The following is a 23494-nucleotide window of genomic DNA, read 5'->3' as shown; positions in this document are numbered from 1 at the left end:
GGACGGCACCCTCGCTGCGCGGCGCGGCCGGTCCAGGTCCTTGCCCAATGGCCGTCGGTCTGGCGCTCGCGGTACAACGGCTGCGCTTCAGGTGGATACTTTTTAGCCAAATCGACACCTAGCGCAGTCCCACCCTGCGCCAAGCGCTCTCATTTTTGAACCAAAAGCGCAACGGCGGCCGAAAAGCTGAGGAACGCCAGCGCCGTACTCACCAGGATGATGCGCGCCACGCGCCCGCCGTGGGACCCGAAGCGCTCCACCAGCAGCGCCACGTTGCTCGCGCTGGGCAGCGCGGCCAGCAGCACCATCACCGTGAGCGTGAACGGCGACAGGTCCACCCCCAGCGCCATCGCCGCACGCCCCACGCACCACACCAGCAGCGGGTGCACGACGAGCTTGGCCAGCGCGATCGGCACGTACTGGCCCGGCGGCACGTATTCCTGCTGGTTCATCTGCGAGCGCGCCAGCACCGCGCCAATGGTGAACAGCGCCACCGGCGATGCCGCGCCCGCCAGCATGGCCAGGGTCTGGTCCACGGGGCCCGGCGGCTGCCACTGCAGGACCGACGCCACGCCGCCCAGCACGATGGACCAGGGCATGGGGTTGGTGGCCATGCCGCGCAGCGCGTTGCGCAGCGCCACGGCCACGCCGTGCGCACCCGCGCCATCCAGGCGCGACAGCGCGATGCACGCCGAGCTGGTGATCACTAGGTCCACCGCCAGCACCACGATCACGGTGCCGGCACTGGCCTCGCCCAGCAACGCCACCAGCAGCGGAACACCCATGAAGCCGGTGTTGGGAAAGGCAGCCACCAGCGCGCCGAAGGCCGCATCGTTCCACCCCCGGCGCCGCAGCGTGAGGGCCACCGTGCCGCCCACCATGAGCAGCGCACACAGCAGGTACAGCCCGGCGACGGCCGGGTCCAGCAGCTGTGCGATGGGCGTGCTGGCGCCGAAGCGGTACAGCATGCATGGCAGCGCAAAATACAGCACGAAGCTGTTCAGCCCTCCGATGGCGGACACCGGCAGCGCCCCGGCCCGCGTGGCCAGATAGCCGCACAGCACGAGGGCGAAGAAGGGGAAGGTGATCAGCAGGACGGACAGCACGGGCGCGATTGTCGCAGCGCCGCCGCGCGCTGAAACGCCTTGTCACCGGGCGTGCCACCCCGGGCAATCACCCTGGTGCGCGCACGCCGCTATCATGCACACCCGCTGTTCTCCCTCTCACCCGCCGCCCGCCGCAACCCGTGGCGCAGGCGCGCCCCGTTCCTCCCGCTGCATCCATGTCCGGTCTCAATCTTGCTCAGTTGCAGGCAGTGCACTACACCGAGGGCCCGTGCCTGGTGCTGGCAGGCGCGGGCTCGGGCAAGACGCGGGTGATCACGCACAAGATCGCGCGGCTGATCGAGACGGGCCTGGCGCCCCGGCGCATCGCCGCCATCACCTTCACCAACAAGGCCGCGGCCGAGATGCGCGAGCGCGCCGCCGGCCTGATCGGCCGCCAGGCCAAGGACGTCCTGGTGTGCACCTTCCACGCCCTGGGCGTGCGCATGGTGCGCGAGGACGGCCATGTGCTGGGCCTCAAGCCGTCTTTCAGCATCCTGGACCAGGACGACGTGACCGGCATCCTCAAGGACTGCGCGGGCGGCACCACCGACCTGGCCACCGCGCGCCAATGGCAATGGACCATCAGCAACTGGAAGAACCAGGGCTGGGATGCGCGCAAGGCGCTGGCCATGGCCCAGGACGACCATGAGCGCAGCATCGCCCTGATCATGCAGCGCTACGAGGAGCGCCTGACGGCCTACCAGAGCGTGGATTTCGACGACCTGATCGGCATGCCCATGCGCCTCTTGCGCCACCACCCCGAGGTGCGCGAGAAGTGGCAGCGCCTCTTGGGCCACGTGCTGGTGGACGAATACCAGGACACCAACGCCACGCAGTACGAGCTGCTGAAATACCTGGTGGGCGAGCGCGCGCGCTTCACCGCCGTGGGCGACGACGACCAGAGCATCTACGGCTGGCGCGGCGCCACGCTGGACAACCTGAAGAAGCTGCCGCAGGACTTCCCGCAGCTCAACGTCATCAAGCTGGAGCAGAACTACCGCTCGACCAGCGCCATCCTGCGCGCGGCCAACCACGTCATCCAGCCCAATCCCAAGCTGTTTCCCAAGACGCTGTTCAGCGAGCTGGGCGAGGGCGAACCCGTGCGTGTGGTGGACTGCGACAACGAGGAGCACGAGGCCGAGCGCGCCGTGGCGCGCATCCAGGGCCTGCGGGCAGCCAGCAATCCACCGCCGGCGTGGAAGAACTTCGCCATCCTCTACCGCGCCAACCACCAGGCCAAACCGTTCGAGAAGGCCCTGCGCAAGGCCAACATCCCCTACAAGGTCTCGGGCGGCACCAGCTTCTTCGACCGCGCAGAGATCAAGGACCTGTGCGCGTGGTTCCGCCTGTGGATCAACAACGACGACGACCCGGCCTTTCTGCGCGCCGTCACCAGCCCGCGGCGCGGCGTGGGCCACACCACGCTGGCGGCGCTGGGCGAGTTCGCCACGCAGCACAAGCAAAGCATGTTCGGCGCGCTGTTCAACGCCATGCTGCCCGCCGTGATCCCCAAGCGGGGCCTGGAAGGCCTGCTGGAGTTTGGCCGCACCGTCAACGACCTGGAGCATCGCGCACGCCACACGCACGGCCACGAAGCCGCGCGTGCCTTCCTGGCCGACTGGCTCAAGGACATGGGCTACGAGCAACACCTGTACGACAGCGAGGACAGCGAAAAGGTGGCCGCCGCGCGCTGGAGCAACGTGCTGGAGTTCTGCGACTGGATGGCACAGCGCGCGGGCGGCCAGATCGACGACACCGCGGGCGCGACGGTGCAGGCCGCGACCAAGAGCCTGCTGGAGGTGGCGCAGACCATCGCCCTGCTGTCCACCATCTCCGAGCGCGAACAGGAGCAGGACATGGTGGTGCTGTCCACGCTGCATGCCAGCAAGGGGCTGGAGTGGCCGCACGTGATCCTGGCCGGCGTGACCGAGGGCATGCTGCCCTTCAAGCTGGACGATGACGACGGCCGCCAGCAGAAGGTGAGTGACGACACCCTGCAGCGCCTGCAGGAGGAGCGCCGCCTGATGTACGTGGGCATCACCCGCGCCCAGCGCACGCTGGCCGTGAGCTGGACCAAGAAACGCAAGAAGGGGCGCGAGATGGTGGCCTGCCAGCCCAGCCGCTTCATTGCCGAGATGAAACTGGACGCCGCCACGGCGCGCGAGAACCCACGCGACAAGTTGCGCCAGTTGCGCGAGGAATTCGCGCGCAAGGCCCAGGCCGCCCCCAGCCCCGCCACACCCTGAACCCATGTTGAAAACTATATTTTTGATAGCTGCCAGCGCTTTACTGGCAAGCGCTTGCGCCCAAAAACTCTCTCAACCTCCCCGCCCGGCCTGCCCCACGGCCGCGCAGATGGAGCAGCCCGAACTGGTGGGCCGCTGGCAGGCGCGGCTGGACGGCATGGCCGAGCCCGTGCTGCTGGAACTGGGCCCCCACCCCGAATGGGACGGCACGGTGAAGGGACGCATCCAGTGGCCGGGCTTCACCTCGGTGGTGGTGGGCGACGTGCACCAGGGCCGGCTCACCCTGGAAGAGTCGCGCGACGGCACGCGGGTCAGCGGCAACTGGAGCGGCGACGTCGTCGAGGGCAGCTGCGCGCGCGAGATCCGCGGCGAATGGACCGACGAGGCCGACCGGCCCTACACCTTCACCCTGCGCAAGCAGGCCCCTTCCCGGCCCTGACCTGCATGCCAGCCGTCACCGACCACGCGCATCATCCGACCATGACACAGCCTTCACACCCCCTGTCCCGCCTGGGCCTGGCCACCGCGCTGCTGGGCACGGCCCTGCCGCTGGTCAGCTGGGCCGAAACCGCCGCAGCACCCGCCGTCAACCGGGCGGCCGGCTGGCGCCAGTGCACCGCCCTCACCGGTGACAGCCAGGCACGCCTGGCCTGCTTTGACCAGTGGGCCGGCGAGCAGAGCTGGCAGGCGCCGCCCGCTTCGGCCAGCGCCCAGCCCGCCGCCGCCGCCACGCAGGCGCCGCCCCCGCCGGTGGACGCCACGCTGCCGGCCACGCGCATCATCGACGTGGCGCAGGTGGACGGCTGCCGCGACGGCCAGTACAGCACCCTGTCGCGCTTCTGGGAGCTGGAGACGGGCAGCGACTGCGGGGCGTTCCGCTTTCGCGGGTACTGGCCCATGAGCGTGTCCGTCGTGGGCGCCACCAGCGTCAACCGCCTGCCCACCTCGGGCAGCCCGGACAACAACGCCACCAGCGAAGTGGACTACCGCAAGACCGAGATGCGCGTACAGCTGTCGGTGCGTACCAAGCTCGCGCAGGGCCTGCTCACTCGCGGCCACCCCACGCTGCGCGACTCGCTGTGGGCGGGCTACACGCAGCAGTCGTACTGGCAGCTGTTCTCGCCGGGCATTTCACGGCCGTTCCGCAACACGGACCACGAGCCCGAGATCATGTACGTGTACCCCACCGACGCCAAGCTGCCCTTCGGCTGGCGCTGGCGCTACAGCGGCATCGGCCTGGTGCACCAGTCCAACGGCCAGAGCCTGCCGCTGTCGCGCAGCTGGAACCGCGTGTACCTGATGACCGGCATGGAGCTGGACAACCGCTGGACCGTCACCGGCCGCCTGTGGAAGCGCCTGCACGAGAGCGCGGACAGCGACGACAACCCCGGCATCAGCAACTACGTGGGCCGGGCCGAGCTGGGCCTGACCTGGAACGTGGACAAGGACAACACCCTGGCGCTGACCGCACGGCATTCGCTGGGGGCGACCGGGCGCGGCTCGGCACGGCTGGAATGGCTGCAAACCCTCGGAACCAGCCTGGTGGGCAATCGCACCAACCTGCGCCTGCACACCCAGCTGTTCACGGGCTACGGCGACAGCCTGATCGACTACAACCGCAAGCGCACCGTGTTCAGCGTGGGCCTGAGCCTGGTGGATTTCTGAACCCCACAGCGCGAATGGATGGGCGGGCGCGCCACGCGCGCCTGCCGGCCCGATCACAACCGGTTACCCTTTGACCGGGCCGGCGGGTTGAAGGCGCCGCAGTGCGCCGACACAATCGGGCGCACCCCGGCGCCGCCGGGGGCGGGCCCGCGCCCTGCGCAATAAGCGCCTGCTTTCGCGCGGTATTCGCCCCATCACCGGCCAGCGCCGTCCGCACAATGCAGCCCGGAGGACGACGACCATGGACCTGCAATACCAGCTGAAGGCCGGCAGCTACTACCTGTACGACATGCGCGAAACGCCCAGCGCAGTCACGGGCGAGCGTCGCTTCAAGCTCAAGACCGACACCGTGGCCATTGCCTTCGACCTGCACACCGGCGAGGTGCACCAGCACGGCAGCCCGGCACGCATCCAGTCCTGGGCCACGCACACGCGCCGGCGCCTGCGCGCCGCTGGCGCGGCGGACGTGGCCAACGACATCGTGGTCGTCTCCGGCCCGCTGCCCGTGGACGAGCTCAACAAATGCCTGTGGATCAGCGGCTACTGCCGGCGCATGTTCACGCGCCTGGCCAGCCTGCCGCACGGCAAGCTGCAGCGCGCGGCGCAGCAATGGAAAAAAGCGGCCTGAACGCCCTGTCCATCTGCGCCAGCAGCTCTTGATTCAATAGCACAACGGGTCCCGCGGGACCCGTTGTTTCTGGTGTCAATCCTGCGCACCTACGTCGTCGTCCTGGTCGTCATCCTCGGGCAGTTCCTCCGGCTCCGCATGCTTGACCACGGTGACGGGCACGGGACTTTGCTGCACCAGCGCCTGCGACACCGAGCCCAGCAACGTGCCGCGCAGCCCGCCCAGGCCGCGCGCGCCGATGATGAGCGCGTCGCAGCCGCAGCGCTCCACCATGTCCACCAGCGTGGCCGCCACGGGGCCCAGACCGATCTCGGTCTCATACGGCACGCCCGCGGCCTCCGCCATCGCCACGGCCGATGCCATCAGGTGCTGGCCCGCCTCCACGCTCGCAGCGGCCACGGCGTCGGCGCCCTGCGTGGCCAGCTCGATCAGCGAGGCCTCTTCCTGCACGTGGCCCAGCACCAGCGTGGCCTGCAGGCCGCCACGGCGCACCAGGGCCACGCCATGGCGCACGGCGTCGAGCGCGAGTTCGGAGCCATCAACGGCGATCAGGATTCGGAACATGGGGGCACCTCCTTGCAATGCTGTGTCGATAGGGTCAGTGTAGGCCGCGCGGGGCGCCACGGGCACCAATCCCCGCCGGTGCAGTCTGGGACAATCGCGCCCATGCTCAAGTTTGAAATCCTGGCCACCGACACCTCCAGCCACGCGCGCCGCGGCACGCTCACGCTCAACCACGGCGTGGTGCAGACCCCCATCTTCATGCCCGTGGGCACCTACGGCACCGTCAAGGGCGTGATGCCGCGCAGCCTGCGCGAGATGGGCGCGCAGATCATCCTGGGCAACACCTTCCACCTGTGGATGCGGCCCGGCCTGGACGTGATGCAGAGCTTTGGCGGCCTGCACGGCTTCGAGCAATGGGACAAGCCCATCCTCACGGACTCGGGCGGGTTCCAGGTCTGGAGCCTGGGCAGCATGCGCAAGATCACCGAAGAAGGCGTGCATTTCGCCTCGCCCGTGAACGGCGACAAGCTGTTCATGTCGCCCGAGGTGAGCATGCAGATCCAGACCACGCTCAACAGCGACATCGTGATGCAGCTGGACGAGTGCACGCCCTACGAGACCAACGGCCACAAGACCACCGAGGCCGAGGCGCGCAAGAGCATGGAGATGAGCCGCCGCTGGGCGGTGCGTTCCAAGAATGAATTCGAGCGCCTGGGCAACCCCAACGCGCTGTTCGGCATCGTGCAGGGCGGCATGTACAAGAACCTGCGCCAGGAATCGCTCGAAGCCCTGGTGGAGATGGACTTTCCCGGCTACGCCGTGGGCGGCGTGAGCGTGGGCGAGCCCAAGGACGAGATGCTGGACATCATGGCGCACACGCCCCACCGCCTGCCCGCGCACAAGCCCCGCTACCTGATGGGTGTGGGCACGCCCGAGGACCTGGTGGAGGGCGTGGCCCAGGGCGTGGACATGTTCGACTGCGTGATGCCCACGCGCAATGCGCGCAACGGCACGCTGTTCACGCGCTATGGCGACCTGAAGATCCGCAACGCCCGCCACAAGACCGACCACCAGCCGCTGGACCCGAGCTGTACCTGCCACGCCTGCGCGGGCACCGAGGGCGTGAGCTGGAACGACGGGGGCCGCGGCGGCTTCTCGCGCGCCTACCTGCACCACCTGGACCGCTGCGGCGAGATGCTGGGGCCCATGCTCACCACCATCCACAACCTGCACTACTACCTGAACCTGATGCGCGAGGTGCGCGAAGCGCTGGATGCCGGCCAGTTCGGCGCATTCCGCGCGCGCTTCAAGGCCGAGCGCGCACGCGGCGTGTAGCGCCGCGTAGGCGGCGGCTGACGGCGACGGCCGGCGCAGGCCGCGCGCGGCGCCGCGCCGTCCTTCCTATGCTGGCGCGATGGACACACGACCGTCGACGGCCGCGCCGCTGCACATCGGCACCGCGGGGTGGAACGTGCCGCAGGGCAGCCGGCACCGGTTCCCGGCCGAAGGCTCACACCTGGAGCGCTACGCCGCCCGGCTGCCCGCCGTGGAGATCAATTCATCGTTCTACCGCCCCCACCAGCGCAGCACCTTCGAGCGCTGGGCCGCGTCCACGCCGCCAGCGTTCCGCTTCAGCGTCAAACTGCCACGCAGCATCACGCACACGGCGCGCCTGAAGGGCACGGACACGCTGCTGGAGGCTTTCCTGGAACAGGCGCAGGGGCTGGGGGAGCGCCTGGGCTGCCTGCTGGTGCAATTGCCGCCCAGCCTGCGGCTCGACCGGCCCGTCGCCGACGCGTTCCTGCGCGGCCTGCGCGAACGGCATCCCCACGGCAGCGTTGCCGTGGAGCCGCGCCACGCCAGCTGGTTCACGCCGGAGGGCGACGCGCTGCTGCGCGCCTGGCAGGCCGGCCGCGTGCTGGCCGACCCGGTGCTGCACGCGGGCGGCGAAGTGCCCGGCGGCTGGCCCGGCCTGGTCTACTGCCGGCTGCATGGCGCACCGCGCGTGTACTACTCGGCCTATGACGCGGCGCTGGTCGACGCGCTTGCGGCACGGCTGCGGGTCGCCACCCTGGCGGCGCGCAGCGTGTGGTGCATCTTCGACAACACGGCCAGCGGCGCGGCGGCTGCCAACGCGCTGGACCTGCACCAGGCCTGCGCCTAGCGATTCCCTGGCGCGCCGGGCATCGCACCGTGGGGTGGCGTACCGGTGGGGGCCGCACCGGCGGGCGGCATGCCCGAGGGGACAGCACCCGCAGGGGCCGCACCGGGCGAGGCCATCCCGGACGGCGCCGCACCGGCCCCGCAGGCATGGCAGAAACGGGCGAAGGCGCTCTTGCGCGTGCCGCAGGCACCGCAGCGGTCGAACAGGCCGATGCCGCAGTGCGGGCAGAAGTCGGTCACCCCGTCCTTCAGGTCCACCAGCCGTTCGCACCCCGGGCACACGCCCTTGGCCAGGCGTGCCAGGGCCACGTCGTAGCCCAGCTCCTTGCGGCGCTCCTGCTCGGGCAGGGCCTCGGCCTGCTTCTGGCGTTCCAGGTAGCGGTTGAGCGCAAGGATCGCGTAGCGCCCCACCAGCGCCGTGACCACGATGCCCACCACGTAGCGCACATAGCCGCCATAGCTGGGCAGGTAGGGCACCAGCTCCACGAAGAACGCGAACACCGCGAAGAAGATGAAGCCCCACACGAACGGCCACCAGGTGCTCTTGCGCTTTTTGGCGAACAGCCAGCCTGCCGCCACCAGCAGCGGCAGCGTGAGCGCCAGGCGGTAGAGGAACACGCGCAACTCCACCTTGCGCCGCTCGGCGGCCATCTTCTCGTAGCCGCCCTGCTCCAGGCGCCCCAGGCGCTGCTGCGCGGCCTGCGCGGCCTGGCGCGCGTCCAGCAGGGCTTGGTCTTGCGCCTGCACGGCCTGCTGGGCCCGGCGCTCCTGGGCCTTGAGGGCGTCCAGCGCCTGGGTGCGCGCGATCACCTCGGGGTCGTGCTCGGCGCGCTGGGTGGCGCGGCGTGCGGCCAGCCAGTTGCTGAAGGTCTCGCGCTCGGCCTGCGTCTCGCTGCGCGCCTTGGCGTGCTGCAGCCGGGCCTGCTCCAGCGCGGTCTGGGCCTCCTGCTCGGCCTGGCGCGCTTCCTTGACCTGGGCGCGCAGCGCCTGGGCGGCGTTGCGGTCCAGGAAGTCGTCCAGCTGCAGGGGCGCCTCCACCTTGGGCAGGTCGCCCACGATGGTGCCGCCCAGCCCGATCAGAAAGCTGGCGAACACCAGCGCCACCAGCCACAGGCCGCGGCGAAACCATTTCTCCGACAGTCGCAATGCCTTGCTCATGTGTGATCCCTCACGATGTTTGCTATTGAAATAGCAGCTGCTCGCGCTTGATGGATAAGCGCAAGAGCCCATTTTTGCTTAAAACTTCTCCGGGCCCAGCACCTGCACCTGCGGGGCGCCCGCCAGCCGCGCATGCTGCAGCCATGCGAGGGCGGAGTCCACCGTCACGGTCCCGATGCGGTCGGCGTAGCGCTGCGCGGGCGGATGGTCGTCGAAGGCGACGTTGGCCGCCGTCATGCGCCCGCCCAGCCGCGTGAGCGGCCCGATGCGCAGCACCGTGGGCTGGTAGCCCTGCAGCCGCAGCCAGGCCTGGGCCTGCGCGCGGGTGTGGGCGCGCTCGGGCTCCATGGCCAGGGCCAGGGTCTCCAGCGCCCACTGGTTGGACTGCTGGTAGGTCGTGCCCCACGCATAGCTCACCATGCTGTAGGCACGCTGGTGCAGCCGCGTGGCGCGCGCGCCGTCGGCCAGCACGGGCAGCAGCGCCTGCTGCACGGCGGGCGTGGGCACGGCCCACACGGCCTCGTGGCGCCACAGGTCGTCCAGGAAGAACTCGCCCAGCCCCTGGCGGTACACGGCGGCCACGGCGGTGCCGCAGTCGTTGAGCTTGTGCACCACGCGCCACGGGCCCTCGGGCGTCTTGTAGGCCCAGCCCAGGTGCGAGTAGCGCAGGCCGTAGCGGGACAAGTCCTGCCCCGCGCGCGCCAGCACCACCACGCGGGCGCCGCTGGCGTCCAGCGCCTGGGCCGTCTGCTGCGCCAGCTGCATGCCCTGGGCGATGGTCTGCGCCGTGGGTTGGCGCGGCTCGCAGGAGCGGCCCGCATGTGCCGCCATGGCCGCCAGTGCCAGGGCGGCGGCCGCGATCCAGTGCAGGGTGCGCATGGTCAGAGCCTTTCGTTGTGCAGCAGCGCGCGGCCCAGCGCGTTGGGCACGAAGGCCAGCACCTCGCCCGCGGCCGACAGGATCACGCCCGTGCCGATCACGCTGCAGGTGAGCACCGTGCCCACGGCACCACTGGCGGCACCGGCGGCGCGGCCCGAGACCTCCACGCTGGCCTGGGCGCCGTCCGATGCACGCTCCAGCAGGTACACCGTGCCCGTGGCCGAGGCCTGCACGGCCTTCACCGTGAGCACCGCGCCGCCCACCGACAGCGCCGCCGGCAGGGCCACCACGGCGCCCGCCGCCGCGGACGCCCCGCCCGCGGCCACGACCACGGAGGCCACCGGCATCAGCGACAGCGCGGCAGAGGCCTCGCTGTGCGCCCGCGCCGGCAGCGCCGCGCCGCACAGCAGGCCCAGCGCCAGCAGCGCGGGGGCGAAGGTTTCGCGAAAAAGGGTTGGCATGTGGGTCTCCTGCGCGGCGGGCATCATTCAGCGGCCTCGGTGCGGGCCTGCAGGCGGCTGCGCAGGCGGGCGTCGGCCAGATCCGCCTCGTGGCGGTCGCGCAGCATCTTGGCCAGCGTGAACGCGCAGGTGATGAGGTACAGCCAGCTCACGCCCAAAAAGGCCTTGTAGGTGGCGCTGATCGCCATGCCCCACAGCCCCCAGCCGGTGAGCCCCATGGCCACGGCAAAGCCGCCCCAGACGACGAGCTTCCACAGCGGGGTGTCGCCACCACCCTGGCCGGCGCCGCGGCGCGCGCCCTGGTTGTCGCGCACGAACTTGGCCAGCATGAAGGCCGCCGACAGGCAGAACACGTAGCCCATGAACATGAAGGCCACCTCCAGCCGCTCGCCCGGCAGCCAGGCCAGGCCGGTGGCGCACAGGAACACGGCGATGCCGAACGAGGCCCACACCTGGAACTGCCAGGCCCGCGTGTCGCGCTGGAGGGTGGGGGTAGAGGAATGCATGGTGGTCGGTGCCCGCAGGCGTTGGTTGAACACGGGGCGGATGCTGCGGCCGCGCGGCGCCAAAGCAGCCGATATTCCGACGCAGTAACCTATCCAGCGGCGAAAAGTATCGCCATGCGATACCGCATTCAGATCGCCAGCGGCAGCTCGGTGGTGGACAGCACGTTGCGCAGCACCATGAACGAGCGCACCTGCCGCACGCCCGGCAGGTACAGCAGCTGCTCGGCATGCAGGCGGTTGAAGCTCTCGCTGTCGCGCGTGCGGATCAGCATGAAGTAGTCGAACTCGCCCGTGACCACGTGGCATTCCATGCAGCCCGAGATCTTGGCCGCCGCCTTCTCGAAGGCCGAGAACGACTCGGGCGTGGAGCGGTCCAGCACCACGCCGATCATCACCAGCATGCCCGCACCCACCGCCTGCGGGTTCAGCCGCGCCACCACGCCATCGATGAAGCCCAGCCGCTTGAGCCGCTCCACGCGGCGCAGGCAGGCCGGCGGGCTCAGGTGCACCTTGGCCGCCAGGGCCACGTTGGACAGCGACGCGTCGCGCTGCAGCAGGCGCAGGATGGCGCGGTCGGTGCGGTCCACCTCGGCACCCTCTGCCGCGGCATTCACGTTGCGTTTTTTTATTGCGGCCATGGCTTGATTGGAGAAATGAAATACTGCTATTTGGCGTTGAGTACTTTTTTTGATTCTTGAAATCATCTTATTTCACAACCCTGTTAATGCGCGGTTTTCCTACGATGCAAGGCACCTTCCCCATCGACCGGAACACCGCCATGAACCTGCAGAAATTCCCCCGCCATCCCCTGACCTTCGGCCCCACGCCCATCCAGCCGCTCAAGCGCCTGTCGCAGCACCTGGGCGGCAAGGTGGAGCTCTACGCCAAGCGGGAGGACTGCAACTCGGGCCTGGCCTTCGGCGGCAACAAGACGCGCAAGCTGGAGTACCTGATCCCCGAGGCGATTGCCGGCGGCTACGACACGCTGGTGTCCATCGGCGGCATCCAGTCCAACCAGACGCGCCAGGTGGCCGCCGTGGCCGCGCACTTGGGACTCAAGTGCGTGCTGGTGCAGGAGAACTGGGTCAACTACAGCGACGCGGTGTACGACCGCGTCGGCAACATCGAGATGAGCCGCATCCTGGGCGCCGACGTGCGCCTGGACGCGGCGGGCTTCGACATCGGCATCCGCCCGAGCTGGGAGCAGGCCATGGCGGACGTGAAGCAGGCCGGCGGCAAGCCCTTTCCCATTCCTGCTGGCTGCTCCGAGCACCCTTATGGCGGCCTGGGCTTCGTCGGCTTTGCCGAAGAGGTGCGCCAGCAGGAAAAGGAGCTGGGCTTTCGGTTCGACTACATCGTCGTGTGCTCGGTCACGGGCAGCACGCAGGCGGGCATGGTGGTGGGCTTTGCCGCCGACGGGCGCGCGCGCCGGGTGATCGGCATCGACGCATCCGCCACGCCCGAGAAGACCCACGCGCAGATCCTGCGCATCGCGCAGAGCACCGCCGATCTGGTGGAGCTGGGCCAGGACATCACTGCCGAGGATGTGGTGCTGGACACGCGCTACGGCGGCCCGGAATACGGCCTGCCCAATGAAGGCACGCTGGAAGCCATCCGCCTGTGCGCTCGCCAGGAGGGCATGCTCACGGACCCGGTGTACGAGGGCAAGTCCATGCACGGCATGATCGAGCGGGTGCGCAACGGCGAATTCCCGGCCGGATCGAAGGTGCTGTACGCGCATCTGGGCGGCGTGCCGGCCCTGAACGCGTACAGCTTTCTTTTTCGCAACGGCTGAAGCCGCAGCGGATGCGCAGGCCCTGGGGCGCCTGCTGGCTCAGGCGCTGATCTGAAGCAGCCCCGCCACCCGCTCACGCAGCAGGGCTGGCTGCACCTCGGCAGCCGGCAGCGGCGCGCCCACGTTCAGCCCCACGCGGTTGAACATGCCTCGGCGGAACGGCCGCACCATGGCGCCGCCCTGCTCGATGCGGCTGAAGAACGAGCCCCACAGGTTGGTCAACGCCATGGGCACCACCGGCGCCTGCACGCCGTCGGCCTGCGCGCGTTCGATGATCTTCATGATGCCGCCCTTGAACGCCTGCAGTTGCCCGTCGCGCGTGATGCCGCCCTCGGGGAAGATGGCGAGCAGGTCGCCGTCCTTCAGCACCTGGGCCGCGCGCTCGAACGCGGCTTCGTAGGTGGCGGCATCGTCCTTTTGCGGCGCGACGGGAATGGCCTTGGCCAGGCGGAACAGCGCACCCAGCACCGGGATGCGGAAGATGCGGTGGTCCATGATGAAGTAGATGGGGCGGGGGCTGGCCGCCATCAGCAGCACGGCATCGACGACGCTCACATGGTTGCAGGCCAGGATGGCCGCGCCCTCCGTGGGAATGTGCTCGTCGCCGCGCACCTTGAAACGGTAGATGCAGCGCGACAGCACCCAGGCCACGAAGCGCAGCAGGTACTCGGGCACCAGCAGGAAGATGTAGAACGCCACCACCGCATTGGCTATTGCCGTGAACAGGAAGATCTGCGGCACCGTGAAGCCCGCCGACAGCAGCGCCCCCGCGAGCACGGCACTGGCGATCATGAACAGCGCGTTGAGGATGTTGTTGGCGGCGATGATGCGCGCGCGGTGCGTGGGCTGGCTGCGCATCTGGATCAACGCGTACATGGGCACGCTGTACAGGCCCGCGAACAGCGACAGCAGCAGCAGGTCGGCCATCACGCGCCAGTGCGCGGGCTGCGCCGCGAAGGCCGCCAGGGTGAGCACCTCCGACGGCGGCAGGGCCCGCGAGGCGAAGTACAGGTCGATGGCGAACACGCTCATGCCGATGGCGCCCAGCGGCACCAGGCCGATCTCCACATGACGGCGGCTCAGCACCTCGCACAGCAGCGAGCCGATGCCAATGCCCACCGAGAACACCACCAGCAGCAGCGACGCCACCTGTTCGTTGCCATGCAGCACGTCCTTGGCGAAGCTGGGGAACTGCGACAGGAACACCGCGCCGAAGAACCACATCCACGAGATGCCCAGCAGCGAGCGGAACACCACGGTGTTGCCGTGCGCCAGCTTCAGGTTGCGCCACGTCTCGCTGACCGGGTTCCAGTTCACCGTCAGGCCCGGGTCGGTGGCCGGGGCCGGCGGAATGAACTGCGCCACCAAGCGGCCCAGCAAAGCCAGCGCCAGACAGGCCAACGCCACCGTGGTGTGGCCGATGCCCGGCAGCGCCACCAGCAGCCCGCCCGCCACGTTGCCCAGCAGGATGGCGACGAAGGTGCCCATCTCCACCATGCCGTTGCCGCCCGTCAGCTCGCGCTCGTTCAAGGCCTGCGGCAGGTAGGCGAACTTCACCGGCCCGAACAGCGTGGAATGCAGCCCCATCAGGAACACGCAGCCCAGCAGGATGGCCGCGCTGCCGGCCACGAAACCCGCGCCCGCCACCAGCATGATGGCGACCTCCAGGTTCTTCACGAAGCGGATGATGCGCGTCTTCTCGTATTTGTCGGTGAGCTGCCCCGCCGTGGCCGAGAACAGCAGGAACGGCAGGATGAACAGCGCCCCGATCACCAGGCCTGCCAGCGCCGGCGGCATCCACGACACGCTGAGCTGGTAGGTCACCATCACCGTGAAGGCGAACTTGAACAGGTTGTCGTTGGCCGCGCCGGCGAACTGCGTCCAGAAGAACGGCGCGAAGCGGCGCTGGCGCAGCAGCGCGAACTGGTTGGGGTGCGCCGCCGCCTCGGCAGGCTGGGCGGTGGGCGACAAGGTCACGGGGTGCTGCGCGCTCATATGCGGTGTGCTGGGGTGTGAAGGTGCCGCGCATTGTGCGCACAAAGCCCGCACAGGCCAGCCGCTTGTGGGCCTTGGTGGCTTGGATCACACTTAGGGTATCGCCATTCGATACTTTTCACCTCCAGCACCCCATGAGCACCACCGCCGACCTCGTCATCGCCCTGAAGAAGGAACTCAAGTCCGCCCAGATGACCTATGCCAGCCTGGCACAAGCGCTGGGCATGGCCGAGTCCAGCGTCAAGCGCATGCTGGCCAAGGGCGACATGCCGCTGTCGCGCATCGACGCCATCTGCCGCGTGCTGCGGCTGGACTTTGCCGACCTGGCGCGGCGCGTGGCCGACAGCCAGCCGCTGCTGAGCGAACTGACGCAGGAACAGGAAAAGGCCGTGGTGGCCGACAAGAAGCTACTGCTGATGGCGATCTGCGTGCTGAGCCAGTGGACCCTGGAGCAGATCACCACCACCTACCGGCTGAGCGAGGCCGAGGGCATCCAGTACCTGGCGCAGCTCGACCGCATCGGCATCATCGAACTGCGCCCGCTCAACCGCTACCGCCTGAAGCTTGCCAAGACCTTCCGCTGGCGCCCGCACGGGCCGGTGATGCACTACTTCCGCGACCATGCACTGCTGGACTACTTCAACGGCGGCTTCGACGCGCCGGGCGAGGGCGTGCTGCTGGTGCACGGCTCCATCGCACGCAGCCTGGCGCCCGCGTTCACCGAGCGGCTGCAACGCGTGGCGCAGGATTTCGCGCAGCAGCACCTGGCCGACCAGCGCCTGCCCGAGCGTGAGCGCGAGGGCTACACCCTGCTGCTGGCCATGCGCAGCTGGGAGTTCGAGGCCTTTGCCCAGATGCGCCGCACCGCAAGGCCGTGATGCTCCTATATTAATAGCTTGTGGCGCTTGATGGACGGGTGCCAGCGCCTTAAAACACCCAAAACCCGACGCAGTCGGCCTGCCATTGACTTCCCCCTTCGCGGTGCCCACACTGGACCATCCGTCGCCCCCACACGCCTGCACGCACAGGTTCTCGCGCCCACTGGAGCAGAACCGGCAGTGCCCACAGGTCCACCCCAGCCAAGGAACGCCTACCCGCGGTCCCTGCCGCCAGCCCCGCACGCCCGGCCCCAGGCCGGCGACACGGGCCACGATCTCATGCCCCGGCACAAGGGGCCACACCGCGTCCGGCAGCTCGCCGTCACGCAGATGGAGATCCGTGCGGCACACGCCGCAGGCTTGCACCGCCAGCAGCAACTGGCCTGCCTGCGGGACGGGGCACGGCACCTCCGCCAGCCGCAGCGGCTGGCCGGGTCCGTCCAGCACCATGGCGCGCATGGTCGGTCCTCACACCGGGGCCGTGTCAGCCGCCGCGTTCTGCCTGCAAATGCCGCGCCAACTCCTGCAAGCTCAGGTGCGTCAGATCCTGTGCATGGCTGGCCACCAGCCGCTGATGGGTGACACCATCCAGCTGTTCCATCAGCTCGCCGAGGAAAGGATTGGACGCGAACACGGCCTCGCGCAGCGCGTGGGCCACCTCGCGCGCGAAGGTGCGCCGCTCCTGCGCGGCGGCCTCGCTGCGCGGCGCCAGACCGCTGCGTCCTGCGATCGAATGTCCGGGCGGCTCATGCCCCGCCGCACTGCCATGCAGGCGGGCGGCCGGATGCATCAGGCATTGCCTTTCCGTCCAGTGCGTGGCTGCCGCAGGGTCAAGCTCCAGCAGGCGCGCCATCGAGCCATTGGCCACCAGGGCCCAGTTGGGTGTGTCCATGCAAAGCCCCTAGTTCTCCAAGCCGTGTGCGGTGTTTGATCTTGGGGGGCGGCCCCAGAGGGGTCAATCCCACGGTACATGCAAGCAATCGTGGCGTGGCGGGCGGCGCGCCAAGCACCGCGGCGCCTCGCCGCGCACTGGTCGCGCCTCTCTCACTATTGAAAAAGGAGCTTGTACCGCTTCGCTGACAAGGGCTTCAGCCCTACCAGCACCTGAATCCTGCCCGCCGAAAGGCCGCCGTCACACCTGCTCACACACCTTTGCCGGGGATGCAACAACGCGCCCGAAACGTTGACATGCGGTCCGCAGCATGGAGTCTCCCGCAGCGCCCCGCGCCGCATCCCACAACACAGGAGAACGCCATGGTCCGCACCACCACCCTTGCCGCAGCCGGCAGCCTCGTCGCCCTGCTGTCATTGGCAGGCGCCGCGCATGCGGCCACCAACGCCACCGTCGTGATCCAGGCCGGCACGCCCCACTACTCGGCACCGCCCGCCTATGCGGTGCAATACCACGCGCCACCGCCTCCACGCTACGAGCGCGTGCCTGCACCGCGCCGCGGCATGGTCTGGTCGCAGGGCCACTGGGAATGGCGCGGCCACCGCCATGTGTGGGTGCCCGGCCAGTGGATGCAGGTGCGCCACGGCCACCATTACCGCCAGCCGCGTTGGGTGCAGCGCAGTGACCAATGGCGCTTCGTGCGCGGCGGCTGGGACCGCGATGGCGACGGCGTGCCCAACCGCCACGACCGCCGGCCCGACAACCCCTACCGGAGATGAACGGCCGAGCGCCGGTCGTCCGCGCCCAGCATGGCCCGGGACGGCGACGGGCCGTCCATATGCATATAGCGCGTGCGCATGTGAATTTCTCCACAATGGGCGTGTTTCGGCTGTGCCTACACGATAGGGCGCCGCCTTGCACTGACCCATCACAAGGAAATTCGCCATGCCCCTCCTGCGCCACGCCACCGCCGCCCTGGCCACGCTGCTGACCGTCACATCCGCCCTCGCCCAGGCCACAGACTGGCCCAAGCAGCCCGTCACCCTGATCATGGGCTTTCCGGCCGGATCGGGCGTGGACGTGGTGGCGCGCGCGGTGCAGGAGCCGCTGGGCCAGAAACTCGGCCAGCCCGTGGTCATCGACTAGGGCCTGTTCACACTATTTTTGCCAGATGCGTTGCGATCAAAAAGGGCCAGGCGCAAGGCGCCAAACGAAGCTGGGGTGCTACCCCAGCGAGGCTTGGCAACGCCGCGAATGGCCCTTTTTGATCGCAACCCGGAGGGAACGGAGTGAGAACCGCGCCATTCGTCGTTGCCCTCCTAGCCAAGGCCCCGGCCTTGGCGTCGTCACGCGCCTAGATTGGCGCGGTTTTCACGCCATTCGCACTGGCAAAAATAGTGTGAACAGGCCCTACAAGTCCGGCGCGGCCGGCAACATCGCCAGTGAGTACGTGGCCCGCGCCAAGGCCGACGGCTACACCCTGGCCTTCGGCACGGCCGCCACGCACGGCAGCAATGCCGCGCTCTACAAGAACCTGCCGTTCGACGTGGAAGCCGACTTCGTGCCCGTCGCCCCGCTGATCGACGTGTCCAACGTGCTCACCATCAACCCCGCGGTGATCGACGCCAAGAACCTCAAGGAGTTCGTCGAGACCGTGCGCGCCAACCCGGGCAAGTACAACTTCGCATCCACCGGCAACGGCACGGGCACGCACATGGCCTTTGCCGAGCTGAATGCGCGCCTGGGCCTGAACATGGTGCACGTGCCCTACAAGGGTGGGCCCGAGGCCATCACCTCCGTGCTGCGCGGAGAGACCTGCTGCATCATGAACCAGGTGCAGACCGTGCTGCCGCACTACAAGACCGGCAAGGTGCGCCTGCTGGGGGTGACCACGGCCAAGCCCGTGGCGGCCGTGAAGGAGGTGCCGCCCATCGGCGCCAGCGGCCTGCCCGGCACCAAGGGCTTTGACAGCTCGATCTGGTTCGGCATCTTCGCGCCCAAGGGCACCGACCCGGCCGTGGTCCAGAAGCTGAACACCGCCTTGCGCGAGGTGCTGGAGCAGCCCGACGTGCGCCAGCGCTTCGAGTCGCAGGGCAACACGGTGCGCATCGAAACGCCCGAGCAGTTCCGCCAGACGGTCCACAAGGACCGCGCGAAGTGGGCGCAGGTGGTGAAGGACGCCAAAATCAGCATCGACTGATTTCGCCCTCCACGCTTTCTTCGACGCCCTCCATGTCACTTTCGCTTCCCCTGGGGGCGGCCGGCCTGGCCGCCCTCGAAGACCGCCTGCGGCACGACCTGCTCACCCTCAACTGGCGCGCCCGCGCATGGCTGCCGCCACGCACCCATGAAGGGCAGCCCGTCACCGACGTGCTCATCATCGGTGCCGGCCAGGCGGGCCTGGCGGCCAGCATGGCGCTGGCGCAGCAGGGTATTGCCGCCGTGCTGCTGGACCGCGCGCCCGCCGATTACGAGGGCCCCTGGGCCACCACGGCGCGCATGGACACGCTGCGCTCGCCCAAGGAGCTCACCGGCCCCGCGCTCGGCGTGCCCTCGCTCACCTTCCGCGCCTGGTTCGAGGCCCAGTGGGGCCGCGAGGCCTGGGCCGCGCTCGACAAGATCCCGCGCCTGCAGTGGATGGACTACCTGCGCTGGTACCGCCGCGTGACGCAGGCCGACGTGCGCAATGAACACACCGTCACCGCCGTGCACCCACGCGCCGACGGCCTGGTGGCGGTGGACGTGCAGGCCCCCGCCGGCCACGCCACCTGGCTGGCGCGCCGCGTGGTGCTGGCCACGGGCCGCGACGGCCTGGGCGGCCCGCAGGTCCCTGCCTTCATGCACGGCGTGCGCCACGCCGCACAGGGCGGCCTGTGGGCGCATTCGTCCGACGTGCTGGACTACGCCACGCTCAAGGGCAAGCGCGTGGGCGTGATCGGCATGGGCTCGTCCGCGATGGACAGCGCCGGCACGGCGCTGGAATGCGGCGCCGCCAGCGTGGACCTGATCGCGCGCCGCGCGGTGATGCCCACGGTGAACAAGTCCAAGGGCTCGGGCGTGCCCGGCCTCACGCAGGGGCACCACGACCTGCCCGACGCATGGAAGTGGCGCATCCGCCATTACATCAACGTGCAGCAGGTGCCGCCGCCGCACGGCAGCACGCTGCGCGTGTCCGGCCACGCCAACGCCTTCTTCCACTTCGGTTGCGCGGTGCAGGGCGTTACGCAGGTGGGCGACGCGCTGCACGTGGCGACGGCCCAGGGCACGTTTGCGTTCGACTTCCTGGTTCTCGCCACGGGCTTCGTGATCGACTGGGCACAAAAGCCCGAATTCGCGCCGTTTGCGCGCCATGTCCGCACCTGGGGCGAGCGCTACCAGCCGCCCGCCGGCGATGAAGACCGCGAACTGTCCGACTCGCCCGACCTCGGCCCGGTGTTCGAATTCCGCGAGAAAACCGCCGGCGCCTGTCCCGGCCTGGACCGCATCCACTGCTTCTGCTACCCGGCGGCGCTGTCACACGGCACGGTGTCGGGCGACATTCCCGCCATCAGCGACGGCGCACGGCGCCTGGCCAGCGGCATCGCCGGCCTGCTGTACCGCGAGGACGTGGAGCACCACTTCGCCGCGCTGCAGGCCTATGCCGAGCCGGAACTGCTGGGCGACGAATGGACGCCCGCCGACACCTCCCAACGCATCCTGCCTTCGCCATGACCGACACCATCGACCAACTCGCCCGCCTGGGCCATGCCCCCCATGCCCAGGCCGCGCGCCAACAGCGCGCCAAGGCCATCACCGCCACCCAGGCCTGCGAAGACCTGCTGCTCGCGCCCGCACTGCCCGGGGGCCTGGCGCTGGCCGAGCGCCTGTCCGTGGCCCAGGCCGTGGCGGCCGCCAGCGGCGTGGCAACGCTGGCCGACCATTACGGCGCGCGCCTGGCCGGCCTGCCAGCCCCGCTGGCGGATGCGCGCTGGCAAGCCATCACGCATTTCACGCAGCTGCTGGCCACGCAGCCCGCCGCGGCCGACCGCGCGGCCCTGCTCGCCCTGCCCCAGGCGGGCCTCGCCACGCCGGACGTGGTGCTGCTCGCGCAGCTCATCGGCTTCGTGGCCTACCAGGCGCGGTTGGTGGCAGGCGTGGCGGCGCTGGCCGCCCTCGGCCCCGCGGGCACCGCAGCCAAGCCGGTCGCTGCCGCCACAACGCCAGAAGCGCCCTTCGTGCACCCCGCCAACCTGCCCCCGCCCGGCGAGCCGCTGCGCCTGGCCGGCTACACCAGCGAGACGCTGGACTGGAAGGCCTGGCTGCCCGTGGTGGACCCCGCCACCGCCAGCGCCGAGCAGAACGCCGTGCTGGACGCAAGCCACCCCAAGGCACGCACGTCGGACTTCTACCTCGTGCTGGCGCACCAGCCCCGCGTGCTCGCCGAGCGCTCTGAGGCGTTCAACGCCATCATGTACGCGCCTGGCGGCCTGCCGCGCGCCGAGCGCGAGGTGGCCACCACCGTGGTCTCGCGCATCAACGGCTGCGTGTACTGCGCGTCGGTGCATGCGCAGCGCTTCGAGCAGCTGGCCAAGCGCAACGACGTGATCGCGCAGATCTTCGCCGACCCCGACAGCGCCGGCACCAACGCCCGCGAACGCGCCCTGGCGCAGGCCAGCGCCGCGCTCACGCGCGCGCCCGGTGCATTCGGGCCGCAGCACATCGCGCCGCTGCGCGCCGCGGGCCTGAGCGACCTGGAAATCCTGGACACGGTGCACGCCGCCGCGCTGTTCGCCTGGGCCAACCGCCTCATGCTCAACCTGGGCGAAGCGGTCTACCCCTGAGCATGCACCCGGCGCCCCGCCCTGAGAGCGTGTTCATGGTCTGAGGGTTAGCCCGCTGGGGCCGCCGCGCCCGGGCCACTACGATGGCCGGCGCAGGAGAGCAAACGGCCATGTGCCGTTTCACCGAAGGCGCAAACTCCCATACACGCTCAGGTTCCGTACTGCACACCCACACAGCCGTCTGGAGAGCCGCCACGCCCGCCGTGGCGCACCGAAGGAGCAAGTGCCGCGCACGGTCCCGCGCGGCATGAATCTCTCAGGTACCAAGGACAGGGGGAGCGGCAGCCAGGCCAGGTCGCGCCCGCTGTTCGCTATTTATTCAATAGCTGCTCGCGCGCGCCCTGCCTGCGCAAACCTTGAAAAAGGCTTGTAAACCATGCGCGTGATCGTTCTGGGCGCCGGCGTCGTCGGCACCACCTCTGCGTACTTCCTCCAGCAACTCGGCCACGAGGTCACCGTCATCGACCGGCAGGCTGTGCCCGGTGCGGAAACCAGCTTCGCCAACGGCGGCCAGATCTCGGTCAGCCACGCCGAGCCCTGGGCCAACCCCGGCGCGCCGCTCAAGGTGCTGCAGTGGCTGGGCAAAGAGGATGCGCCGCTGTTGTTTCGCCTGCGCGCGGACATGCGCCAGTGGCTTTGGGGCCTGCAATTCCTGCGCGAATGCACGCCCGCGCGCACGCGCCACAACATCGAGCAGATCGTGAGCCTGGGCAGCTACAGCCGCAGCACGCTGCAGCAACTGCGCACCGACACGGGCCTGCAGTACGACCAGCGCACACAGGGCATCCTGCACTTCTACACCAGCACCCAGGAGTTCGACGCCGCGCTGGCGCCCGCCGAGCAGATGCGTGCGCTGGGCTGCCACCGCCGCGTGGTGGACGCGGACGAGGCCGTGCGCATCGAGCCGGCCCTGGCCCACGTCCGCCCGCAGCTGACGGGCGCCACCTACACGGCGGAGGACGAGTCCGGTGACGCCCACCTGTTCACGCGCGCGCTGGCCGGCGTGGCCCAGGCCGCGGGCGTGCAATTCCGCCTGGGCTGCCACATCACCGCGCTGCACCCGGCGGGCGGCGCCATCGACCATGTGGAGATCACCAACGAGGCCGGCGGCTACGAGCGCGTGCGCGGCGACGCCTACGTGCTGGCGCTGGGCGCATTCACCCCGCTGCTGGCCCAGCCCCTGGGCCTGCGCCTGCCGATCTACCCGGCCAAGGGCTATTCGGTGACGCTGCCGGTGCGCGACACGGCCGCCGCCTACCAGGTGAGCCTGACGGACGATGAGTACAAGCTGGTCTTCTCGCGCTACACCAGCGCGCAGGGCGACCGGCTGCGCATCGCGGGGACGGCCGAGCTCAACGGCTACGAGCGCGCGCTGAACGCCGTGCGCTGCGAAGCCATCGTGCGGCGCGTGGAGCAGCTCTTTCCCGGCGCGGGCGATGCCAGCCAGGCGCAGTTCTGGAGCGGCCTGCGCCCCGCCACGCCGAGCAACGTGCCGCTGATCGGCAAGACGCGCTACGGCAACCTGTTCCTGAACACCGGCCACGGCACGCTGGGCTGGACCCACGCCTGCGGCTCGGGCAAGTCCATCGCGCGCATCGTGAGCGGGCTGGAGCCGGAGCTGGACTTCGCGTTCTGCGGCCTGCCGCGCCCTGCTGCGGCGCCCCGCCCCGCCGTCATCGGCGTTTGAGCAAGCGCCACGGCGCTATGCATTGCATAGCTGCTTGCGCTTGATGGACGGGCGCTAGGGCCTGCTCACACTATTTTTGCCAGATGCGTTGCGATCAAAAAGGGCCAGGCG

21 protein-coding genes, 3 pseudogenes and 1 riboswitch are annotated in these 23494 nt (G+C 69.5%); of the genes and pseudogenes, 14 read left to right on the top strand and 10 right to left on the bottom strand.

Going from position 1 to position 23494, the window contains the following annotated elements; translation table 11 throughout:
- Positions 1 to 149: 149 nt before the first annotated feature.
- Entirely contained in the window at positions 150 to 1106 is a 957-nt protein-coding gene (locus tag OX89_RS01410) for an AEC family transporter (protein ID WP_047349285.1), read from the bottom strand.
- A 176-nt stretch (positions 1107 to 1282) separates the two neighbouring features.
- On the opposite strand from OX89_RS01410, the gene OX89_RS01405 reads away from it, so the two are divergent.
- The 4 genes from OX89_RS01405 (at position 1283) to OX89_RS01390 (ending at position 5645) form a co-directional block, all read left to right on the top strand.
- Positions 1283 to 3352 carry an ATP-dependent helicase gene (locus tag OX89_RS01405; protein WP_011806952.1) on the top strand — a complete coding sequence of 690 codons (2070 nt, stop codon included), beginning with the start codon at positions 1283 to 1285 and terminating at the stop codon, positions 3350 to 3352.
- Positions 3353 to 3356: 4 nt separating this feature from the next.
- On the top strand, positions 3357 to 3791 hold the full coding sequence (locus tag OX89_RS01400; protein ID WP_047349284.1) for a hypothetical protein: 435 nt from the start codon (positions 3357 to 3359) through the stop codon (positions 3789 to 3791).
- A 41-nt stretch (positions 3792 to 3832) separates the two neighbouring features.
- Positions 3833 to 5017 carry a phospholipase A gene (locus tag OX89_RS01395; RefSeq protein ID WP_047349297.1) on the top strand — a complete coding sequence of 395 codons (1185 nt, stop codon included), beginning with the start codon at positions 3833 to 3835 and terminating at the stop codon, positions 5015 to 5017.
- A 241-nt stretch (positions 5018 to 5258) separates the two neighbouring features.
- On the top strand, positions 5259 to 5645 hold the full coding sequence (locus OX89_RS01390) for a hypothetical protein (protein WP_011806955.1): 387 nt from the start codon (positions 5259 to 5261) through the stop codon (positions 5643 to 5645).
- 75 nt (positions 5646 to 5720) lie between these two features.
- Here OX89_RS01390 and OX89_RS01385 read toward each other — a convergent pair whose 3' ends face one another.
- Positions 5721 to 6209 carry a universal stress protein gene (locus OX89_RS01385; RefSeq protein ID WP_047349283.1) on the bottom strand — a complete coding sequence of 163 codons (489 nt, stop codon included), beginning with the start codon at positions 6207 to 6209 and terminating at the stop codon, positions 5721 to 5723.
- 102 nt (positions 6210 to 6311) lie between these two features.
- Between OX89_RS01385 and tgt the strand changes: the two genes are divergently transcribed.
- Together tgt and OX89_RS01375 are read left to right on the top strand one after the other, a co-directional pair.
- On the top strand, positions 6312 to 7484 hold the full coding sequence (gene tgt, locus OX89_RS01380; protein WP_015914401.1) for a tRNA guanosine(34) transglycosylase Tgt: 1173 nt from the start codon (positions 6312 to 6314) through the stop codon (positions 7482 to 7484).
- Positions 7485 to 7563: 79 nt separating this feature from the next.
- Positions 7564 to 8313, top strand: coding sequence for a DUF72 domain-containing protein (locus tag OX89_RS01375; RefSeq protein ID WP_047349282.1), 750 nt, complete (start codon positions 7564 to 7566; stop codon positions 8311 to 8313).
- Here OX89_RS01375 and OX89_RS01370 read toward each other — a convergent pair.
- The 5 genes from OX89_RS01370 to OX89_RS01350 form a co-directional block, all read right to left on the bottom strand.
- On the bottom strand, positions 8310 to 9470 hold the full coding sequence (locus tag OX89_RS01370) for a serine endopeptidase (RefSeq protein WP_047349281.1): 1161 nt from the start codon (positions 9468 to 9470) through the stop codon (positions 8310 to 8312). The genes OX89_RS01375 and OX89_RS01370 overlap by 4 nt on opposite strands.
- A 78-nt stretch (positions 9471 to 9548) precedes the next feature.
- Positions 9549 to 10349 (bottom strand): DUF2145 domain-containing protein, encoded by an 801-nt coding sequence (locus OX89_RS01365; protein WP_047349280.1) that lies wholly within the window; start codon positions 10347 to 10349, stop codon positions 9549 to 9551.
- A 2-nt stretch (positions 10350 to 10351) separates the two neighbouring features.
- Entirely contained in the window at positions 10352 to 10810 is a 459-nt protein-coding gene (locus OX89_RS01360; protein ID WP_084001961.1) for a hypothetical protein, read from the bottom strand.
- 23 nt (positions 10811 to 10833) lie between these two features.
- The gene (locus OX89_RS01355) at positions 10834 to 11316 is read right to left on the bottom strand and encodes a YiaA/YiaB family inner membrane protein (RefSeq protein ID WP_015914406.1); all 483 of its coding nucleotides are present in this window, start codon (positions 11314 to 11316) and stop codon (positions 10834 to 10836) included.
- 128 nt (positions 11317 to 11444) lie between these two features.
- Positions 11445 to 11954 (bottom strand): Lrp/AsnC family transcriptional regulator, encoded by a 510-nt coding sequence (locus OX89_RS01350; RefSeq protein ID WP_015914407.1) that lies wholly within the window; start codon positions 11952 to 11954, stop codon positions 11445 to 11447.
- A 140-nt stretch (positions 11955 to 12094) separates the two neighbouring features.
- On the opposite strand from OX89_RS01350, the gene OX89_RS01345 reads away from it, so the two are divergent.
- Positions 12095 to 13111 (top strand): 1-aminocyclopropane-1-carboxylate deaminase, encoded by a 1017-nt coding sequence (locus tag OX89_RS01345; RefSeq protein ID WP_015914408.1) that lies wholly within the window; start codon positions 12095 to 12097, stop codon positions 13109 to 13111.
- A 39-nt stretch (positions 13112 to 13150) separates the two neighbouring features.
- Here OX89_RS01345 and OX89_RS01340 read toward each other — a convergent pair whose 3' ends face one another.
- A complete protein-coding gene (locus OX89_RS01340) occupies positions 13151 to 15106 on the bottom strand; it encodes an MFS transporter (protein ID WP_047349279.1) in 1956 nt (651 codons plus the stop codon).
- Between the two features lie 134 nt (positions 15107 to 15240).
- On the opposite strand from OX89_RS01340, the gene OX89_RS01335 reads away from it, so the two are divergent.
- A complete protein-coding gene (locus OX89_RS01335) occupies positions 15241 to 15984 on the top strand; it encodes a helix-turn-helix transcriptional regulator (RefSeq protein ID WP_047349278.1) in 744 nt (247 codons plus the stop codon).
- 105 nt (positions 15985 to 16089) lie between these two features.
- On the opposite strand, the pseudogene OX89_RS17865 reads toward OX89_RS01335, so the two are convergent.
- Positions 16090 to 16443 (bottom strand): annotated as a pseudogene (locus tag OX89_RS17865) (alcohol dehydrogenase catalytic domain-containing protein); the annotation flags it as partial.
- A 25-nt stretch (positions 16444 to 16468) separates the two neighbouring features.
- Positions 16469 to 16876, bottom strand: coding sequence for a host attachment protein (locus tag OX89_RS01330; protein WP_047349277.1), 408 nt, complete (start codon positions 16874 to 16876; stop codon positions 16469 to 16471).
- Between the two features lie 362 nt (positions 16877 to 17238).
- Here OX89_RS01330 and OX89_RS01325 point away from each other — a divergent pair, with 362 nt between their 5' ends.
- The 6 genes and pseudogenes from OX89_RS01325 to OX89_RS01300 all read left to right on the top strand — a co-directional run bounded on the left by OX89_RS01325 (position 17239) and on the right by OX89_RS01300 (position 23383).
- Positions 17239 to 17655, top strand: a complete 417-nt coding sequence (locus tag OX89_RS01325) for a YXWGXW repeat-containing protein (protein WP_011806969.1) — start codon at positions 17239 to 17241, stop codon at positions 17653 to 17655.
- A gap of 166 nt (positions 17656 to 17821) precedes the next feature.
- Positions 17822 to 18019, top strand: a pseudogene (locus OX89_RS01320) (tripartite tricarboxylate transporter substrate binding protein); the annotation flags it as partial.
- 268 nt (positions 18020 to 18287) lie between these two features.
- Positions 18288 to 19076 (top strand): annotated as a pseudogene (locus OX89_RS01315) (Bug family tripartite tricarboxylate transporter substrate binding protein); the annotation flags it as partial.
- A 32-nt stretch (positions 19077 to 19108) separates the two neighbouring features.
- On the top strand, positions 19109 to 20587 hold the full coding sequence (locus tag OX89_RS01310) for an NAD(P)-binding domain-containing protein (protein WP_047349275.1): 1479 nt from the start codon (positions 19109 to 19111) through the stop codon (positions 20585 to 20587).
- Positions 20584 to 21696 (top strand): peroxidase-related enzyme, encoded by a 1113-nt coding sequence (locus OX89_RS17860; RefSeq protein ID WP_084001960.1) that lies wholly within the window; start codon positions 20584 to 20586, stop codon positions 21694 to 21696. Before OX89_RS01310 ends, OX89_RS17860 begins: the two co-directional genes overlap by 4 nt.
- A 171-nt stretch (positions 21697 to 21867) precedes the next feature.
- A riboswitch (glycine riboswitch) is annotated at positions 21868 to 21979 on the top strand.
- A 93-nt stretch (positions 21980 to 22072) separates the two neighbouring features.
- The gene (locus OX89_RS01300) at positions 22073 to 23383 is read left to right on the top strand and encodes a D-amino acid dehydrogenase (RefSeq protein ID WP_047349274.1); all 1311 of its coding nucleotides are present in this window, start codon (positions 22073 to 22075) and stop codon (positions 23381 to 23383) included.
- Positions 23384 to 23494 lie beyond the last annotated feature (111 nt).

The organism is Diaphorobacter sp. J5-51 (assembly GCF_001023515.1).
In the GTDB taxonomy this organism is placed as follows: domain Bacteria; phylum Pseudomonadota; class Gammaproteobacteria; order Burkholderiales; family Burkholderiaceae_C; genus Diaphorobacter; species Diaphorobacter nitroreducens.
The sequence above is the reverse complement of the archived record's forward strand: the minus strand, read 5'-3'. Positions and strand labels throughout refer to the sequence as shown.